General features: G+C 67.6%; 17 protein-coding genes and 2 pseudogenes. 13 read left to right on the top strand and 6 right to left on the bottom strand.

The genetic code is table 11. The features are described 5' to 3' along the window. Positions 1 to 1,187, bottom strand: a 1,187-nt coding sequence (locus tag AB0I10_RS36010; RefSeq protein WP_363156946.1) for an IS30 family transposase, incomplete at its 3' end; no start/stop codon positions are given. Between the two features lie 658 nt (positions 1,188 to 1,845). On the opposite strand from AB0I10_RS36010, the gene AB0I10_RS36005 reads away from it, so the two are divergent. Together AB0I10_RS36005 and AB0I10_RS36000 are read left to right on the top strand one after the other, a co-directional pair. Then, positions 1,846 to 2,490, top strand: a complete 645-nt coding sequence (locus tag AB0I10_RS36005) for a TetR/AcrR family transcriptional regulator (protein WP_363156945.1) — start codon at positions 1,846 to 1,848, stop codon at positions 2,488 to 2,490. Continuing rightward, positions 2,477 to 3,160 carry a hypothetical protein gene (locus tag AB0I10_RS36000; protein ID WP_363156944.1) on the top strand — a complete coding sequence of 228 codons (684 nt, stop codon included), beginning with the start codon at positions 2,477 to 2,479 and terminating at the stop codon, positions 3,158 to 3,160. The genes AB0I10_RS36005 and AB0I10_RS36000 overlap by 14 nt, the downstream gene beginning before the upstream one ends. A 14-nt stretch (positions 3,161 to 3,174) precedes the next feature. Here AB0I10_RS36000 and AB0I10_RS35995 read toward each other — a convergent pair whose 3' ends face one another. After that, entirely contained in the window at positions 3,175 to 3,378 is a 204-nt protein-coding gene (locus tag AB0I10_RS35995) for a hypothetical protein (protein WP_363156943.1), read from the bottom strand. Between AB0I10_RS35995 and AB0I10_RS35990 the strand changes: the two are divergent. The 5 genes and pseudogenes from AB0I10_RS35990 to AB0I10_RS35970 form a co-directional block, all read left to right on the top strand. Continuing rightward, positions 3,379 to 4,352: pseudogene (locus tag AB0I10_RS35990) on the top strand (IS701 family transposase); the annotation flags it as partial. It abuts the gene before it with no gap. A gap of 394 nt (positions 4,353 to 4,746) precedes the next feature. Then, on the top strand, positions 4,747 to 5,610 hold the full coding sequence (locus AB0I10_RS35985; RefSeq protein ID WP_363156942.1) for a TauD/TfdA family dioxygenase: 864 nt from the start codon (positions 4,747 to 4,749) through the stop codon (positions 5,608 to 5,610). Beyond that, positions 5,607 to 6,479: an AEC family transporter gene (locus AB0I10_RS35980; protein ID WP_363156941.1), complete on the top strand. Its 873-nt coding sequence runs from the start codon at positions 5,607 to 5,609 to the stop codon at positions 6,477 to 6,479. The genes AB0I10_RS35985 and AB0I10_RS35980 overlap by 4 nt, the downstream gene beginning before the upstream one ends. Before the next feature lie 43 nt (positions 6,480 to 6,522). Next, entirely contained in the window at positions 6,523 to 6,942 is a 420-nt protein-coding gene (locus AB0I10_RS35975) for a hypothetical protein (protein WP_363156940.1), read from the top strand. Positions 6,943 to 7,563: 621 nt separating this feature from the next. Continuing rightward, positions 7,564 to 8,517, top strand: coding sequence for a GNAT family N-acetyltransferase (locus AB0I10_RS35970; RefSeq protein ID WP_363156938.1), 954 nt, complete (start codon positions 7,564 to 7,566; stop codon positions 8,515 to 8,517). A gap of 63 nt (positions 8,518 to 8,580) precedes the next feature. Here AB0I10_RS35970 and AB0I10_RS35965 read toward each other — a convergent pair whose 3' ends face one another. Further along, the gene (locus AB0I10_RS35965) at positions 8,581 to 9,048 is read right to left on the bottom strand and encodes an NUDIX domain-containing protein (RefSeq protein WP_363156937.1); all 468 of its coding nucleotides are present in this window, start codon (positions 9,046 to 9,048) and stop codon (positions 8,581 to 8,583) included. 421 nt (positions 9,049 to 9,469) lie between these two features. Further along, positions 9,470 to 10,474, bottom strand: a complete 1,005-nt coding sequence (locus AB0I10_RS35960) for an aminoglycoside phosphotransferase family protein (protein ID WP_363156935.1) — start codon at positions 10,472 to 10,474, stop codon at positions 9,470 to 9,472. Positions 10,475 to 10,895: 421 nt separating this feature from the next. Between AB0I10_RS35960 and AB0I10_RS35955 the strand changes: the two genes are divergently transcribed. Continuing rightward, the gene (locus AB0I10_RS35955; RefSeq protein ID WP_363156934.1) at positions 10,896 to 11,924 is read left to right on the top strand and encodes an aminoglycoside phosphotransferase family protein; all 1,029 of its coding nucleotides are present in this window, start codon (positions 10,896 to 10,898) and stop codon (positions 11,922 to 11,924) included. 130 nt (positions 11,925 to 12,054) lie between these two features. Here the strand turns inward: AB0I10_RS35955 and AB0I10_RS35950 are convergent, their stop codons facing one another. Next, complete coding sequence (locus tag AB0I10_RS35950) at positions 12,055 to 12,177, bottom strand: hypothetical protein (RefSeq protein ID WP_363156932.1); 123 nt, start codon at positions 12,175 to 12,177, stop codon at positions 12,055 to 12,057. A gap of 82 nt (positions 12,178 to 12,259) precedes the next feature. Beyond that, entirely contained in the window at positions 12,260 to 12,709 is a 450-nt protein-coding gene (locus AB0I10_RS35945; RefSeq protein ID WP_363156931.1) for a hypothetical protein, read from the bottom strand. Positions 12,710 to 12,772: 63 nt separating this feature from the next. Between AB0I10_RS35945 and AB0I10_RS35940 the strand changes: the two genes are divergently transcribed. From AB0I10_RS35940 to AB0I10_RS35920, 5 genes and pseudogenes are all read left to right on the top strand, one after another. Continuing rightward, complete coding sequence (locus AB0I10_RS35940; RefSeq protein WP_363156930.1) at positions 12,773 to 14,005, top strand: GNAT family N-acetyltransferase; 1,233 nt, start codon at positions 12,773 to 12,775, stop codon at positions 14,003 to 14,005. 676 nt (positions 14,006 to 14,681) lie between these two features. Continuing rightward, positions 14,682 to 14,917, top strand: a pseudogene (locus AB0I10_RS35935) (transposase); the annotation flags it as partial. Between the two features lie 419 nt (positions 14,918 to 15,336). Beyond that, entirely contained in the window at positions 15,337 to 15,945 is a 609-nt protein-coding gene (locus AB0I10_RS35930; protein WP_363156929.1) for an RNA polymerase sigma factor, read from the top strand. Between the two features lie 5 nt (positions 15,946 to 15,950). Continuing rightward, positions 15,951 to 17,678: an IclR family transcriptional regulator C-terminal domain-containing protein gene (locus AB0I10_RS35925; RefSeq protein ID WP_363156928.1), complete on the top strand. Its 1,728-nt coding sequence runs from the start codon at positions 15,951 to 15,953 to the stop codon at positions 17,676 to 17,678. A 371-nt stretch (positions 17,679 to 18,049) separates the two neighbouring features. Further along, positions 18,050 to 18,612: CatB-related O-acetyltransferase (locus tag AB0I10_RS35920; RefSeq protein ID WP_363156927.1), on the top strand; the 563-nt coding region annotated here is incomplete at its 3' end.

Below are 18,612 nucleotides of genomic sequence, written 5' to 3'. Positions count from 1 at the left end.
TTCGGTTCTGCCGCAAGGTGATTGGCGTGACGACGGGCTGGGGTTTCCCAGCCGAGCGTTTTGCGTGGCCGGCTGTTCAGCTCGGCGGAGACGGCCGCCAAGTCCTGGGAGGTGTGGGCGGCCAGGTCGGTGCCCTTGGGGAAGTACTGCCTCAGGAGGCCGTTGGTGTTCTCGTTGGAGCCGCGTTGCCAGGGGCTGGCAGGGTCGCAGAAGTAGACCGGGATGTCGGTGGCGACGGTGAACGCGCGGTGGGCTGCCATCTCCGAGCCTTGATCCCAGGTCAGGGACCGCCAGAGGTGACGCGGGAGGTTCTGGACGGTTGTGGTGAGCGCGTTGCGGGTGGCGATGGCGCTGTGGCCGACAGGCAGGTGGACGAGCATCAGGTAGCGGGTGGAGCGTTCGACCAGGGTGCCCATGGCGGACTTGCCATTCCTGCCGATGATCAAGTCGCCCTCCCAGTGGCCCGGGACCGCCCGGTCCTCTACTTCGGCCGGTCGTTCGCTGATCAGGACCATGCCCTTGATGGCGTGTGAGCTGCGCTTGTGTGGATCGCGGTGTGGGCGTCTGCGAGCGCGGCCGGTGCGCAGGGCGCGGGTCAGTTCGCGGCGCAGTTCTCCGCGGCCCTGGACGTAGAGGGCCTGGTAGATGGTCTCGTGGGTCACGTGCATCTCCGGCCGGTCGCGGAAGCGTGCCCGCAGAGCCTGGCAGATCTGCTCGGGGCTCCAGCGCAGTTCGAGGTGATCCTGGATGAAGTCCCGCAGCTCGGGATTCCGGCCGATCTTCCCGGGCTTCGGGCGGGACCGGCGGGCCTTGGCCCGGTTCTGGGCGATGTTCGGCCGGTAGTACCAGCCGCCGTTATGCAGAGTGTGCCGGTTTCGGCGTATCTCACGACTGATGGTCGACGGGCTGCGACCCAGCTCGGCTGCAATCTGCCGGATCGACGCCCCCTCGCGGAGACGGTCGGCGATATGGATGCGGTCGTGCTCCTGGAGATACCGAGACGGCTGAGCGGGCGGTCCCTCCGGTTCCGAGGGACCCAAGGGCATCTGCCCGGGCTCCTGGTAGATCGGAGGAACCGCCTTCCGGCCGCCTGGCGGCGAGTGCCAGCCGTTGCGCCACCGCTTGCCGGTGCGCAGGTTGATACCGACGATCCGGGCCGCTTCCCGGGTGCTGTAGCCCTGCTCCATGAGCAGGAAGTATGCGGCCCGCTCCCGGGCCATGTTCCGCCCGCCTCCGGGCCCCGGTTCTTCCGGATCTCGAAGTCCATCGCACCCCTTCATCTGGGGTGTTGCGACAACCACTAGAACTCAAGTCACACCGGGGGCTTCGTGCTTCCCAGAGGAGACTGCCGCGCCGACCTTCGAGACCCTCCCCGCTGCACCGCCGATTTCCACCAACTCACCCCCGAGCAGCGCCGGCGCTCACCTGTTGGACGACGCACCTACCGGGTGATCGGAAAACGAACAGCCGGTCCGGCATCTCCCTCATCCAACGGCGGCGCAGACGGCGGCTCTACGGTGCTGGCGTGAATTTCACCATCGCGCACTTGCACCCGAAGGCGACTCAGCACAGGGCCTTGGCCTCGGCACAGTCGGCGGTCAGCTTCCACCCGAGTTTCGTGGTGACCCGGTCGGTGGCGTAGGTGCAAGTGACCTCCTCCGCCAGAAGCATCCGCTACCCCTGACACTCGTCGGCTTCCGAGCCGTTGGAGCCAACACTGACCGGGGCGAACAATCGAACGCCACTGAGGTGGACCGGACGCCTTCAGAGCCTCCCCCGGGACGTGGCGGCTGAGGCGTGCGCTATTCTTTAATTGGCCAGTCAGTTAATGAATGGGGTGCCGGGATGCCACGAACGGTCGACCCAGTGCTGCACGCACGGCGGCGGGAGGCGATCCTCGCCGAAGCGGGCCGCCTCTTCGGGGTGCAGGGATTCGAGCGGACGACGGTCGCGCAGATCGCATCGGCCGCCGGACTCAGCTCGGGCAGCGTCTTCTACTACTTCGCCGACAAAGGGGCCCTCTTCCGCGCGGTCTTCGAGCAGGACCTCCCGCGCGCGGAGGCACTCTTCGCCCGTCACGAGGGGAGCGACGACCCCCTCACTGCCGTCCTCGACGTCGTGACCGAGCTGGCCGCGGACGCCGAGGACCCGGGCGCCTCAAGCATGGTCGTCGAGCTGCTGCGGCGTGTCGGACACGACGCCGAGCTCCTCGACGTCGTCGGCCGCACGTCCCGGGTGGTGTGCGGCGGGCTGGCGGGCCTCCTCGCGCGCGGGATCGAGGCAGGCGACGTCGACCCGGAGCTCGACCCTGCCGAGGCCGCCGCCTGGCTGGAGAACCTGGTGGACGCCACGTACCTGGGTGCCCGCCCCGGCCACTCCCCCCTCCCCGCGCTGCGCCGCACCGTCGCGCGCTACCTGGCGCCCGCGGGGACAGACCGAGAGCCCGAGAGGGCGGAGCGAGAGAGTGAGAACACCGATGGTCAAGCGTGAGCCCTCTGTCACTGTGCGGCTGCCCGGGGCGTGGCTGTGGGCCGTCATCCTGGGCGGGGCCGCGCTCGGCCTCGGCGCCGCTTTCGCCGTAGGCCCGCTCGCCGACTGGATGATCAGCTTCTTCGACGGCGCGCCGGGCCCGCTCCGGCTGGCGGCCGCACTGCCGCTCGTGTGGGCCGTGCCGGTGCTGACGCTCGTCGGCGGTGTGGCCGGGGCGTTGGTGGCGGGCGCCTGGCACGCGGAGAATCCCGTGATCGAGGTGGGCACCGACAGCGTCGTCGTCCACAACACCACTGGCGGCCGCCACGTCGAACGGGCCCTGGTCGCCGAGGTGTTCACCGACGGCCGCGAGCTGGTGCTGCGCGATGCCGACGGCCGGGAGCATGTCCGCACCCGGGTGGACAACGGCCTCGCGGGTCGTCTGAAGTCCGCGTTCGAGCAGCAGGGCTATCCCTGGCGCGGCACCGTCGACCCGCATGAGGCGGATTACACCACCTGGGTCGACAACGCGCCGGGCCTCGAAGAGCGTGTCCACACGTTGCTGCGGATGCGGCAGCGGGCACTCGCCGACGACCGGACCGGTGCCGCCGACGAGGCACGCGAGGAGCTGCGCGCGCTCGGCATCAGCGTGCGGGACCGGGACAAAGCCCAGCAATACCGCGAGGTGTGAGCGCCCGCCGGCGGTCAACCGGCGGACGGTACAAGGGTGTTGGCGTGGCGGGCCTCCATGGCCGGCCACGCCTCCTCCCTCGACCAGGTCCACGTTGACCATGGCTCCGGCACGGCGGACGGACCTTCGAGGGCGTCGCCGTCCGCGTCGCCGTCCGCATCGCCGTCCGCATCCCCCAGCGCATCCGTCGCCGCCGACGGCGACCAGTCGGCAGCCATGGCCACGAGCAGAACCTGCAGCAGCTCGTGAACCAGTCCACCTGGCATCCGGAGCCGGTGCGGCGGCGGATCGCGCAGCGGATGGTGCCGACGGTCGGCCCGGATGCCTGGGCGGTCGATGACGTGTCGTTCCCCAAGGACGGCTGGATATCGGTCGCGGTCGCCCACCAGTACTGCGGGGCGCTGGGCAAGCAAGCCAACTGCCAGGTCGCGGTGAGCGTGCACGCGGTCACCGATACCGCGTCGGTCCCGCTGCAGTGGCGGCTGTTCGTGCCCCAGGAGTGGGCGGGCGATCTGGCCCGTCGGCACAAGACCGGGATCTCCGAGGAGATCGGGCACCGTGAGAAGTGGCGCCTGGCCTTGGACACTCTGGACGAGCTGACGGGGTGGGGCCTGGTCCCGCCAGTGATGGTGGCCGACGCCGGCTACGGACAGAACGCCGACTTCCGCGATGGCCTGACCAACAGGGGCATCGCCTACGTCGTGGCCGTCCGCTCGGACGTGACCGTGCACCCGCACGACGCGCAGCCGGTCACCCCGCCCTGGTCCGGCAACGGCCGCAAGCCACAGCCCCGCTACCGCGACAAGCCCTCCTCGGTGGCCGCCCTGGCCGCCGCCACCGCCGAGCACGGTCACTGGGACGGCGTCCTGCCCGAAGTGACACTGCAGGTCGAATGGCCCGAAGGCGCCGAAGAGCCCACCGACTAATGGCTGACGAGCCTGCCCGAGCACACCCCGCTCGCCGAACTTTCCGCCTGTCGAAAATCCGCTGGCGGATCGGGCACGACTACCGGGAACTCAAGCACGGCCTCGGCCTGGACCACTTCGAAGGACGTTCCTGGACCGGGTGGCACCACAACATCACCCTGGTCACCGCCGGTCACGCCTTCCTCACCGAACAGCGGCTCTCCCCAAAAGCCCGCACACCGGCCTCACGCTCTACCAAGTCCTTGACACCCTCCAGCCCCTGCTGAACTGATGGACCGGCACCTGCACTACCTGCCCCCCACCCCTGCCTAGACGATCGGGCAGACGCCGCGCGCCGAGACGCACACCGACCTAACGGAGCCCTACTGGCGTTCCTCGCTTTTATCGGCGCCGTGCCGATCCATGCAATTACCCCCGCAGGGCATGGCCTTGCCGCCACGCGCTCTCGTGTGGATCTAGCCATCCGAGCGCCGTCAAAACGAGGTGCCGTGGGCCTTAGCGCGTGATGAACTCGCAGTTCATAGCCACCTTATGCGCCAGGAGGTGGCCGCATTGGAGCGCTTCGATTCGGCCATCCTTGGTGAGGGGTTGCTGGCGTCCTTGATACCTTCTGTGCGTGTAGCCGCCAATGATGCGGACAGCCCATGAGGGGGAGATGGAATGGTAGTCGCCCAGATAACACGACAGTCCTTTGACGCCGCCTTTCCGGTCGAATCGCAGATACTCGAAATTCCATCGGTGCGACGCATGTCTCTGATGCAGCAGCGTGGCATGCTGGATCGCTTTGATGCCCATGGTTTCGTGATCCTTCGGTGTCTGGACCTGAGCGACAGTTACCAGGACCTTCTCGGCCTTGGCAGGTATTTCGGAAATCCGGCGCCGCATCCGCGGGCGGATGACCAAGGAATTGTTGGGATTAATGCCTTCAAGCGTACGGCGGGATTCCTTGGTTCTACTCCCGCCGAACACCTGCTGCATACCGATGGCGCCTTCCGTGATGCACCCGAGAAGATCATCACGCTCCAGTGCGTCACCCCGGCGGCGATCGGCGGTATGACCATCCTCGCGAGCGCGCAAGCCGCGTATGACCACGTGGCGCGTGTATTCCCGGACAAGATTGAGCTCTTATCGAGGGCCGATGCGCTCACGGTCACCCGTACGTCGCAGAGCAGCACGCAGGCGGTGTTCACCTGCTCCGGAGAATGGCGTGGAATCAAGTTCCGCATGCGCGATGGCGCCGCAGAGGTCGCACCGCACGCCGACGCACAGGAAATCTTCGAAGAGCTGTGCCGGTTCTTCGAGGCTCCGGAGAATCGATTCCAGTTCAGGCTGGAGGCCGGCGACATTCTGATCGCGGACAACACGGCCATCGTTCACGGCAGGACCTCGTTCGCTCCGCACGAACCACGGAACATGCGTCGCCTCAACTTCGATGCGACCGGCCCCGCATGCGCGCGCATGATCTTCGGATTCCTCCCCTCCGTATCGAGCGAGGCCGGTTCAGAAGCGTGGCTCGATAGGTGATTTCTGCACTGATATCCATCGTTCTGCCCATCGTGCTCTGTGCCGGCCTGGGAGCACTGTGGGAAAAGTTCAAGCAACCCGTCGACAGGGCCTTCGTCACGTCGTTCGTGTCCAACGTAGGGTTCCCCTGCCTCCTGCTCTCGTCCCTGGACCGGCCGGGGCTGACCCTCGGTCGTGTGGCGCAGACCTTCGTGGCCGGCGCCCTGGCGGTCGGTTGCTTCGCCGTGCTCGGGCTACTCGCGCTCAAGGTCCTGCGCCTCCGGGATCGCCGCTATCTCCCGGCGCTGATGCTGCCGAACACGGGAAATCTCGGCATACCCATCGCCTACTTCGTTCTTGGCAATGATGGTCTTGTCTTTGCGGTGGCTTTCTCCACGCTGATTCAGATCGGCCATGTGACGCTAGGTGCGTGGCTTGCCTCTGGGCATATGTCCCCCAGACAGCTCCTCAAGAACCCGATGCTTTATGCGCTGGCACTGGCGCTGTTGAAGCTGGGTCTCCATATCGAAATTCCGGGCCCGCTGGCGAAAACGCTGGACCTGCTTGGCGGTGTCACGCTTCCGTTGATGCTCTTCATGCTCGGAATATCCCTGGCGCACCTCCAGGTGAAAAGTCTGTCACGGTCCCTGTTCTTGTCGTTCGTCCGCGTCGGCGGAGGATTTGCGGTGGGTCTTTTTCTGGCCAGGGCACTGGGACTCTCGCCGACGGCAGCAACGGCTTTCATCATTCAGTGCTCCATGCCGGTAGCAGTACTGAGTCATATGCTCGCGCAGAAATACGAGGGTCCGAGCGGAGAAATTGCCGAAATGGTCCTGGCGTCGACAGCTTTGACGGTCGTCACTCTTCCACTCCTAGTCACGATCGCTTAGCGTGGCATGTCGCCAGGCGCTAACCACGAAATGAGTCCTGAATATGACGGAGGGAAATCTCTCTCGCTCTGATCTGCTCGCCTATACCTGGCTTCTGAACAACCGCTCGCCGGAAAAATTCGAGGTTGCCGTCGCGTATGAAGACGTCATTCGAATGATCTGCGTTCTGGGTATCCATCAGCGAATCTATTCAAGTTACCGGATTCAAGATGTCGTTTCGACGTGGATCGATTTGGGGAAGCATTTACGAGAGCTCCCTGGATGGCAATTCTCGTTCCATGACCTAGAAGGAGCATGGATCAAAGGCTCCCCGAGCGATGCCGAATTCACGATCTCCGTTTCGGTTGACGAGTGGGGCCCCGTCATTGAGGTGACGGTGAAGGATTTCACCGAGGAGCCCGTCCTTGGTTTCCGTGACCTCCAGGAGGCCATGACCTACCTAGGAATTCCGCGTGCATCGTAGATGGTGATGGCGCCATAAATCGGTGGATTGCACTCCGTTCGTCTCACCCAAGAACGATGCGGGCAAAAAGGTACTGGGCTGCGAGTGGCGCGTGGCTGTGGACTGCTTGGGTCTGCTGCTGGTAGTGCACCAGCAGCAGACCCAAGCGAATCGCGCTCTCCGACGGGCTGGCGCCGCGGCTGCTGTACGCGCCCGACGACCGGGAAGCGTTGCTGCGCGCCCTCGACCGCGCTCTGGATGCGCTGATTGCGCCGCCCGTTCCGCTGACGGTTCCGCACTCTTGAAGCCGGGGATCTCCCGTCGGCGCGGGAAACGCCCCTAGGCCTGTCGTCAAACTCCCGCCTGCCGGCCGACGCCCGGCACGCACTCTCGCCGCACCGGGCGAAAGCCCAAGTACTCCGGTACTAGTGCTGTATCAGGGAGCGTTCACCCTGTAGGTCGTGACGCGCGTCGGTCGATGTCCGCAGTCAGCCGGCGTAGTCGAGGGACATGACTGTCCGGCCGGCCAGCGGCTCCGCCGCAACGACGATGCGCTTCGCCCGTTGTGCTGTTGACTGCCGCGATGGGCAGCCCGGGAAAACGGTTCGACAGCTTTGCGGAGTCCTGACACATTGGCGCGCTATGGCAAACTCCGAGCTTGTGACCGCCGCAGACGTACAGCTCATGCAGGGTCTGGCGCAGCGTGTCACCGCCACCCGCCCGGACCTGGTGAACAGCGACGCGTCGTTCGGCGAGCTGGCCTGGAACTGGGGCAAGGGTCACGCCCGCGACGGCGCAAGCTGGCCGCGTCGGTTGTGGTTTTCTGGCGGGGATCTGGTGGCGTGGGGCTGGGCTTATCTTCCGCACCAGGAGAGGCGGAGCGACGGGTCGGTGAAGCACGTCACCGGTGCCTATCTGGCGTATCAGGTCCATCCCGGACACGCCGGGCTGGTTGACGAGGTGATCGACTGGTACGACGGTACGGCGGCGGCCATCGAGCGTACGGTGATGCCGAGTTCCGCCGATGAGCTCGCCCTGAAGCGATGGGCGGCGCACGGCTATGAGACCGACCCGGCCTCGCTCGGCGACGCCGGGTCCTGGACCCAGCTCAACGAGCGGGACCTCACCGACGTGGAACAGCCGGTACTGCCAGACGGATTCCGGTTCCGCACCGCCGACGAGGCCGGGCCACAGGCCGCGGTCCAGGCCCATCTGGACGCCTGGGCTCCCTCGGCATACACGGCCGAGAGCTACCAGGGCGTCCGGCAGACGGCGGCGTACCGCGGCGACCTGCACGTCCTGGTGGAGGCGCCGGACGGAACGATGGCATCCTCGACGATCATGTGGCTCGACGAAGCGAACAAGACCGCTGAGTTCGAGCCGGTCGGGACGCATCCGGACTACCGGCGCCTGGGGCTGGGAAGGGCGATGCTTCTGCACGGGATGCATCTGGCGCGGGCGGCCGGGGCCACTCAGATGACGGTCGCCTGCCTGGGTGCGCCGGGGCATCCCAAGGCGCGTGGCCTGTACTACAGCGTCGGGTTCCGGGAGTTCACGCGGGACGTGCCGCTCATCAAAACCAAGACCGCGGCCTGAGGACTGGCCGATCATGTGAGCCACATGACGGTCAAGCGGGCCAGGTAGATGTGGGTGGTGGCCTCAGTGCTGGATCAGGCCGCCTTCCGGGACGGGAGCAACGTGGCCAGTTGCGGGAAGGGTCTGCGCCAAGGCGAGGCCGATGTCGACCAGCGATGACCGGCGCAGGCAAGCGACGTCGGGGATCGGAGTCCAGACCGACTCAGCGGTTTCGCCGTTCGGCTCAGGCCGGAGTTGGCCGCCGGTGATACGGACCTGGTAGAAGATGCCGACATTCTGGTGCTCGACTCCCGCACGCGCGGCGGCCGCGGGGATCACCCTTGAGTCCACGCCCAGCAGGCGTTCGACCACCGCGTCGCAGCCGGTCTCCTCAGCAACCTCCCGGATCACCGCGTCGAACGGATCCTCCGCGTGCTCGACCCTGCCGCCCGGAAGAGTCCAGTTGGTCTCACCCTTCGGTGGTACGTGACGGGCGAGCAGCACCCGCCCGTCCTCAATGCACACGGCGTATGCCGCCAGCCGGAAACTCATCCCCGTACCTTCCCACCGGACCCCACGCCAACGTCCAAGATCCGCGCATCGCAAGGGTTGTCCTGCAGATTATGAGACCGGTTCATGGTCCACTGAGCCGGCTGTCCTGCCGCCAGCCCGCTTCCGAGAAAGCCTCAACCAGCAGCCTCGGTCGTACGGGCGCTCCGATCGAGAACCATCCCTTAGCTGGTTTGGCGGCCCTCTCCAGCAGGTTGCCGCTGGAGAAGGCCGGCGTCCCTGTGCCGAGGTCTTCCAACACAGGTACAGCTATGGCACGTCGATCGAACCCAGAGCGTGTGACAGAGAGTCGGTCATCCCGGGTGGTCTACCGCCAAGCCGATGGGCAGCTGGTGGAAACGGATCTGGACCGGGTAGTTGTCGGCGAGTTGGTGGCCGAGCTGCCGTCCCCCCCCCCCCGCCGTCAAAGAAGTGGCTCAGTGAAGAGTTCACGCAGCCAGCCGGCGCTTTCTGCATCACCTGCGGCGCTCACGCTGTCAGATGTCCCAGGGAAGAGACGGCCCCAGGAGCAGGCTCGGCCGATCGCTCCGAGCCGCCACGCCAGGCTGACAGCGCGTCGCAGTTCGGCAGCTGTGCGGCCGGCTCCTGTCCACGGCTCCAAGTAGGCGTCGCGCAGTCGCGGCAGCACCTCGGGCCCATACCGCTCGCGGGCCGCGCGGGCAGGGACCAGCAGGCTGCAGAAGGGGTGGGAGACGGCCGCGTCGCCCCAGTCGAAGAAAGTGAAACGGCCCGGCTCTGGGGCGAAGAGCTGCCCGTCATGCAGATCGGAATGATCGAGCGAATCGGCAATACCCGCGCCCGCGAGCTCCGCGCACCAGTCCACGAGGCGGGGACGCAGCTCGCGCAACGCCTTGAGGTCGGTGAGGCCCAGCGTGGTGTTCTCATCGACGGTCTTGTCGAAGATCTCTGGGAGAACAGCCAAACGGGCGTTGGGAACACCGAGTGATTCGATCTTTTCGGTATACGGACGCAGTACCCACTGCATGCCGGCGTACTGGCGCAGCGGCTCCTCCCAGGCCCGTGGGCAGGCGGAGCCACGGTTGAGTACGTCTCTGAAGAGCGATCCGCCGTCCGGGAGCAGCGACCATCCACGGTCGGCATCGACGGCAAGTGGCTTCAATACGTGCTCCGGGACCCAGCGGGCCAACGCCTCGGTCAACCCCGCCTCGAAGGCGCTGGCCGGCGGGTTGGCCTTGAACCACACGGCGTCGTGTTCTTCAACAGGCATCCGCACCAACACGGACCACGGCCGCACCCGCACCTTCCGCTTTCCTGCTTCGCGCAGCCCACGAGCAGCGAGCTCACGCTCCGCCCACCCGAGGGCGGCATTACGCCAATCGTCTTGTTCCCAGGGCGTCACCGCCTCCTGGTACTGCCCCCGGTCCACCACCGACGCATCACGTTGCATCGCTCCATCCGATCACCGTGTCGGCCAAGCCTCCATCTGTTTTCACCCAGGCTGGCCACAGGGCACCCGGTGATGGCAGCAAGGTCGTCCCGCCCACCGAGACGAAAAGGTCCACGGCTTCCAGAACCCCGCATCTCCTCTCCGTCGCCTCCGACGGCCGCCGGACAACAACAGTCCACCAAGTCCAGCACTACTCCCCGAAGAGAATGACAAAACAGCCGGATACAGATCCCGCGACAAATCCATTGGACAGCCACCCGGAATCGCAGGTCAGCCGACTACCTGGTGAAGAGACCTGGGAGGCAGTCCCAAGTGTCTCCCTGCTCTCGCTGCGGGGTGGTGGTCCTCGGCGGCGTGAAGGAGGACGCCCAGTTGTGCGCAGTAGCCGCGCGCTCGTTCGGCCGCGTGGAAGGATGAGCCCATGTGGTTGCGACTGCCGTTCGGGGACGAGTTGCGGGCCGAGCTGGGATCGCCCAGGCGCTCTCGCAGACTGGGCAGCAGCCCTCGCTCGCGCGTGTGGCGCGTCGAGTTGCCAGAGGCGACGGTGGTGGTGAAGCAGATCGTCGACGGTCCTGATGCCGACGAGCGATACGCCCGCGAGGTGGCCGCCTTGCGGCTCGCCGCCCGAGCTGAAATTCCCGTGGTGCCCGCGTTGCTGGCCACCGATCCCGGCGAGCGGGTCTTGGTGCTGGAGCATCTGGATCACCGACGCCCGGCCAGCGACTGGATCGTCGACTATGCAGCCGCGTTGGCACGGCTGCATGCCACCGCCCGTCCGGAGGACGTTGGCGCACTTCCCCGGTGGCAGGGCCCGAACCAGTCCGATATCGAGTCTTTCCTGCGGCTGGCCAGGGCTCTGGAGGTTCCTGTCACGTTTGGCGTGTCCGGCGAACTCACTGACCTCGTGAACCGGCTGGACCAGGCAGCCGGGCATGCCCTTCTCCACGGGGATCCCTGTCCCGGTAATGATCTCCACACCGCCACGGGGATCAGGTTCATCGACTTTGAGCAGGCGTCACTGGGCAGCGGCTTGATGGAGCTGGCCTATCTGCGCATTGGTTTTCCGACCTGCTGGTGTGTCACTTCAGCGTCGGAGCCGTTGCTGGAACGGGCTGAGCACGCATACCGCAAGGAGTGGCGCACCGTGACCGGCTCCGAAGCCCAAGATGGGCTCGCTGACGCGTGCGCCGGCTGGCTGCTCCGCGGCGACGCGCTGGTTGAGCGGGCACGCCGCGAAAGCACTGATCACCTGGCCCGGATTCCGCATCGGGACTGGAAGTGGGGCACCGCGACCGCCCGGCAACGGCTCGTCCATCGGCTCGGGGTCGTTGGCCAGATGACGGCCGACCACACCTCTCTCAGCGGCGTGAGTAGCCTCAGCACCGCTATGCGCCAACGAATGCTCGCTCGCTGGCCCGCACTTAAGCCAGTGCCAACAAAGCGACCATAGACGTCGGCCAACGCCACAGAATCGTCATCGTCGACGAGTCACGGACATGCCGACCTATCTCGCACTCGGAAAGAGCGATTGGTCAGCTGACCATCTGCTGTTCTGCGCGGGCGCGTGTGGTGGCGAGTCGCTAGGAATCGGTGCCGGTCTCGATGATGTTTGGACCTACCAGGGCCTGGACCTGGAAGCGGACGAGCATCGGCCCGGCGTACGGCGGATGTGGCTGCGGCTGTACGAGCTGCGGGTCGAGCATGAGACACGTTGTGGGCAGCCGCCCGCCACGACCTGGTCGCGTACGAGGGTGGCGGTCGGGCCTCCCCATCGTTGTCCAACGGTCAACTGCCGGGCTGACGAGTGACTGTGGCCGACCACACACCGCGCGGCTGCGGAGTCGGCAGGGACCCGGGACGCTCGTCCACCTTCTTCGCCATACTGCTGAACCCAATGAATACGGCCGCCGCGCAGGCCGCCGCCACCAGGAGTCCGCGGCGCATGTAGGAGACCGAACGGAAAGCGGATTGTGCGACGGCGTGCCCCTCGGGCACCGGGATGCCATCCAGTTTGCGGCCGTCGGCGAGCCAGGCCTTGCGCCCTACCGGCCACAGATCATGCACCTCGCCACCGCATGCCGCCACGATCGCGCACACGGGCTCCCAGCGGGGGCACTCGCGTCCGGCCATCGCCCCGCTCAGCGCGCCCACACTGAAGTGCGTATGCCGAGCCAGCGACTGGAACGTGAGGTCCGCGGGCCCGGCCGTAATTCGCTTGCCCTGGCCACGGGTCAACGCTGCACTGTGGCCAGACACCACGAGTCGTGGTGCCGGTATTTCGAGGAGGCAGCGGCGGCAATGGAGATTCGTTCCACGACCGATGAGGACATTGACGTCTTCGTCGACACAGTCCATGCCGCGTTCGGGCGTTTCCCGGAAACCCCGATCGAGGGCGGCGGGCTCTGGTGGTCGGCGCTCGAAATGAACCGCTGCCTGCTCGCCCTGACGGCGGACGGGCGGCCCGTCGGCACCGCCGCCTCGCACTCCTTCGAGCTCACCCTGCCCGGTGAGACCCTCGTCCCGGCCGCCGGGGTGACCGCCGTCGGCGTCCTGCCCTCGCACCGGCGCCAGGGCGTGCTCAGCGCGATGATGCGGCATCAGCTCGCCGAGTTGCGGGCCCGCGGGGAGTTCCTCTCCGTGCTGCTGGCCTCCGAGGCCCCGATCTACGGCAGGTTCGGCTACGGACCGGCGACCTACACGGCGCGGCTGACGGTGCCGCGCCACGAGGCCGCCTTCGCCGTTCCCCGGGCGCGCGGAGTGGCCGACGCACCCGCGACCGGCTCGGACAACGACTCGGTCGAGGTGCTGCGTCGTGCCGAGTGCGGAGAGATTCTGGAAGAGGTCTACGACCGGTATCGCCGCGCCCAGCCCGGCGCACTGTCCCGGCCGCACCGCTGGTGGGCCTTGCGCGCGGGGCAGCCCCCGATCTCACCGGCGCCGCGCTACGTCGCCGTTCACCGTGACGCCGACGGCGTCCCGGACGGGTACGCCAGCTACTCGATCGGCGAATCCGAGACCTTGACGGTCGACGAGACCATCGCCACCGAAGACGCCGTCTTCACAGCCCTGGCCCGGTTCGTACTCGGACACGACCTGGTCTCTCAGGTCGTGTTCAAGCACGTCCCGTCCGAGCACCCGCTGCGCTGGCAGTTAGCGGACTTCCGCGCCGGCGAGGTGAGCGGCGACACCGACTGGCTCTGGGTGCGGCTGCTGGACGTCCCGCGTGCTCTGACCGCGCGCGGCTGGTTCATGGACGGCGAGCTCGTCCTCGACGTCGAGGACCCGTTCCTCGGCGAGCACGGCCGCTACCTGCTGACCGTCCGGGACAGCAAGGCCGACTGCGTCCCGACGGATCGGGAGCCCGACCTGTCCCTGGACGTGAGGGACCTGGGCTCGGTCTACCTCGGCGGCACCGCCCCGAGCACGCTCGTGCGTGCCGGACACATCCGGGCCCACCGCCCGGGCGCGGCCGCCCTCGCTGACGCCCTCTTCCGCGCCGAGCGCTCCCCGCACTGCCTGCACTGGTTCTGACCGCGCGCTCGCCGAACCTGCACAAGTCTCGCTAGCCGGGCTACGAGCTGGTCGCCCTCCAGGTGCGCGAGGTGCTCGACAATCGCGGCACGGTCCCGGACGACGTAGGCGCGCAGCGCATCGAGCGCCCGCCAAGCGGCCTCGTTCATGCGCGGGTCGGTGAGGTCCTGGAGGTCCTTCATCGTCTCTCCGTGGTGGTGCGTGCTGCGGTGTCCGCCTGGGTTCGGGGGTGGGGCACGCTGGCGACCGGCCCCAGGTCGAGGCGCTTGTCCATGTCCAGGTGGAAGGTGCCGTACGGTTGAAGTTCGACCAGAACAACGCGGTCAGGCCGCGCCGGTCCTCGTCGCTGAGCTTCCTCACCCACTCCGGCTCGGCCAGGATCTGCTGCGACAGCAGCGTGTTGACGTGCACGAGGGCCGAACCTGCTCAGCTGCCTGCGGAGTCGTGTAGTTCGTCGCCCTTGGCCGCCAGCGCCGACACTGCGATGCGGCGATGCCGCGCCTCTCCTTGAGCTGAGCGAGCTCGGTGTGGGTTCGGGCGAGCTTCGTGGTGAGCCGCTGGTTGCACTCCCGGAGCCGGGCGATCGGGACTTCACGCGGTCGGGCTGGTGCCCCGGGGGCCCAGGCGACGTCCCGCCGCCCCCGCCGGGCGGGATCGTCCCTTCGCGCAGGCCGCCCAGCTGGATGCCGCCTGCCGGGCGGCCGACGACCTCTCCGACGCCGCGGCCGAGGCGTTCGTCAGGCATCCGGAAGCCGAAGTCCTGGGCAGCTTCCCCGGGATGGGCCGCTCACCGTCGCACGCGTCCTGGCCGAGATCGGTGACGACCGCACCCGCTTCGCCGACGCCCGTGCCCTGAGGGCGTATGCCGGCTCGGCGCCGGTCACCATCGCCAGCGGCAAGAGCCACCTCGTGCGCCACCGCCGGCCGTGATTTTCCCCCGGTCGGGTGAACGTGGGGACAGTGGGGGGAGAAGTGGACCCCAGGATTCGTCAGGGGGGCGAGGGACGCACCGCGTCCGTGTCCGATAGATGGAGAGCCACTTACATGACGCCGTCCTTGGAGTGGACCGGATACCTCCCGGCCGCCGTGAGCGCGGTACACGCGCTGGGCGCCCTGGTGCGCCTGCGCCGGGAGCGCAGCCCTGCCGGAGGGAAGACCCGTCGGTCCCGCGCAACAGAGGGCCCGCCGGACTACGACGGTTGTTGCCGGTGTGTCGCCAGCGTTCCCGCCGTGCGGGTAGACGTCGCCGCGGAGGTCCCGGTAACGGTGCGCGTCGCGGTCGCTGTCGGCCGCGCCGTGGACGACGCGACGGAAGGTGGGGAGCCGGGCCCGTGGTAGGCGACGGCCTGTCCGGAGAGGCGGTGGCGGTGGGTGGGGGCGTGGCCCAGCGGCTGCTGGAGTGCTACCCGGCTTTCGTGGAGACGGAGCCGTACTGGCTTCAGCAAGCGCTTCCGGGGCTGTCGCTGGCCTCGTGCCAGGACATCGCGCAGGAGGCCTATCTGCGGGTGGGTTTGAAGGTGGCCGCTGGACGTCTGGCGCCGGAGACGAAGGTGATGGCGTATCTGCGGCGGACGGCGCGAAATCTGGCCGTTGACTGGTGTCGCGAGCAGCAGCGACGGGGCGGGCGGCCCGTGGTGATGGGTAGCGACGCGCTGGATGCCGTGCCGGAGCCGCGGGCGTTGGCGGATGAGGACCGGGTGGTGCTGCAGGAGCTGGTGATCCCGGCGATCGAGGAGATGCCGGAAAGCCGACGGCGGCAGGTGGTGGACCTGCAGAGCCGGGGGCTGAGTGATGTGGAGATCGCGGCCGCGCTCGGCATACCCGCGCATCGCCTCCACAACCTGCGGAACAAGGCGGTTGCACATCTAAGGCGCAATCTCTCTGGGCATATTCGGGATGGGCATCGAAAGAAGCAGCAGCACGGAAAGAAGGACAGGTGACGGATGTGAGCAGGTACGACGACCACCGCGGCGGGACGGGGTGCCCGGAGCCGGTGGTCCCGGCCGGGCTCGCGGAACTGCTGGCCCAGCTCGCCGGCCCGCCCGACTTCTGGGACCGGCCCGGCGGAGACCTCGGCCCCCTGACCGCCGTGTATGCGCTGACCCTTGAGGAGCGGGCGCACGCCAACTCGCTGTACCGGCTGGGTTCGAAGGCCTTGGACCGTGGCGAGCTGCTGCCGGCCGCGGACTGGCTGGGCACGGCTGCCGAGGCCGGCCATCCAGGGGCGCTGTTCCGGTTGGCCGCCCTCACCGCGCGTGCGGGGGGCGAGCAGCGTGAGAGCGTGCGGTTCCTCGTCGCAGAGGCCGCCCGGCACGGGCACGGCGACGCCCGTGCGCTGCTGGACGCGACGGCGGGCCACAAGTTGGCCGGCCACCATGCATGCCCGGTGGTCGAGGATCCGCAGTTCATCGACGAAGTCCGCGAGGGTCTGGGCCTGCCTCTGGTACCGCGGCCATCAGCGGGCATCGACCGGGCCGGCGCCTTCGAACCAGCCCAATACACCGGTCCCGGCGGACAAGAGGCGGCGACCCCTCCCCCACTTGTCCCCGTACCGGCCCCCGGCCTGGGCCAGGTTCGCGGCCCCGGGCCGCTGCAGCGGGAGATGCCCGGACCGGAAACCGGCTCCCCCGCGGTCGACCGGCCCCAGCTCACCGCGCGGTCCCGTGGCACCGCTGCCGGTGAGGGTCTGTTGTTGCCGCTTCCCCCTGGGCAGCCAGGTTTCACGCCCAGCACCCCGGCCGACGGGAGGGGCGGGCACGAGCCCTGGTGGTCTGTCCATGCGCTGCGGCCAGCGGTGCTGACCGACATGGCTCGCAACACTCTCGCGCACGCTGACACTCCTCAGCAGTGGAAGGCCGCAGCCCGAGCCCTGGACATCCTCTATCTCGTCGACGCGGCGGATGGGATCACCACCCGTGCCCTGGCCCGCCGAAGCGGGTTTCCGCTCGCAGTGGTGGCCTGGCTGCTGCACTGGCTGCGCGGCCAGCACCTGATCTCCACCGTCGCCGGCGCCCACTTCCCCGGCCCGCTCATGAAAATGACCCGCCACCCTGAACAGCGCGCCCAGTTGCTCCAGCAGACCCTCACCGGCCTGCGCGACCACATCGGCGCCGCCGTCTACGTCAGCAACTACACCCACGGAGACGTCAAGGTCCTCCAGTCCGCGTATGGACCCCAGGCGCCTGCGGTCAAGGAATGGGTCGACTTCCGCGACGCAGCACACGCCAGCGCCGTCGGCAAGAGCCTGCTGGCCCAACTCGACTTCGACGGCCGTATGAACCACCTCGCCCGTTACCGGCCGATCAAACTCACCGACCGCACCATCACCAACCCTCGCGCACTCTTCGAAGCCCTCGACGGACACGGTCCTCAAGCCGCCCAGTTCGATCTGCTGGAGTACTCCCACCTCGAAGTCTGTGCGGCCTTTCCGCTCGGCATTCCCGGACGGGCCACCTGCGTGGCTCTGTCCCTGCCCGCCGGACAGCGTCACCGGCTGCTGCCCGCCGCCCGCGCCCTGAGCGAACGCTCCGCAGGGCTGCTCCTGGCTCTCCTGCTGACAGATGAAACTGCCGCCGGACGCCGGCCACAACCAGCAGCCGCGGAAGGAGCCGACCAAACCACCATCGCCGAAACAGCCCGCGCCCTGCCCCAGATACACGCAAGCCCACGCTGAGCAGATCCTCCCGCCCGGCACTCACCCAGGGCGGGAGGAGAAGGACCGCCGCACTCCGCTCGTGGTCGCCAACGGGGGCAACGGGTCGCTCGACCCCTGGTGGTCGTTCCACCGATGTGGCGTCACAGAGTTGCCTTCTCCACAGGTCGGGACATCGCGAAGCGTCCGGGCTCCTTCTCTGCAGTGCACTCGACGGGACTGCGGTGTGGATCACTGGGTCTCCTCGGAACGACGTGGCGTGGCTTCCTTCACCCTCCGCGACAGCGTTGACGGCGCTGTAGCAGAAAATTCGGTGGTGGCTCGGGAGCGCAGGTTGCGATCATGGGTCGGCCAGTCTGCGACGTGTGAGGAAACCGAGGAAACCGATCGTGATGCCAGCTGTCCCTGCCGATCCGACCGTGGTGCACCCGATGCCTGAGCAGCCTCGGGTGGTGCTGCTCAAGCCACTGGTCACGTCACCGCTGATCGAGGTGGGAGAGTTCTCCTATTACGACGATCCGGATGACCCGACCGCGTTCGAGACCCGCAACGTGCTATACCACTACGGGCCGGAGAAGCTGGTCATCGGGAAGTTCTGCGCGCTGGGCGAGGGCGTACGGTTCATCATGAACGGCGCCAACCACCGCATGGACGGACCCTCGACGTTCCCCTTCCCGATCATGGGCGGCTCGTGGGCCGAGCACTTCGACCTGATCACCGGCCTGTCCGGCCGCGGTGACACTGTGATCGGGAACGACGTCTGGTTCGGATACCGGGCCATGGTGATGCCCGGCGTCCGCATCGGACACGGTGCGATCGTCGCCTCCGGCTCCGTTGTCGTCGACGACGTTCCCGACTACGGCATCGTCGGCGGCAACCCGGCCAAACTCATCCGCAGTCGCTTCGACGACGAGGACATCGCCCGCCTCCTGGCCGTCGCCTGGTGGGACTGGCC

The organism is Streptomyces sp. NPDC050636 (genome assembly GCF_040654775.1).
In the GTDB taxonomy this organism is placed as follows: domain Bacteria; phylum Actinomycetota; class Actinomycetes; order Streptomycetales; family Streptomycetaceae; genus Streptomyces.
This window is presented reverse-complemented; position numbering and strand designations above follow the sequence as displayed.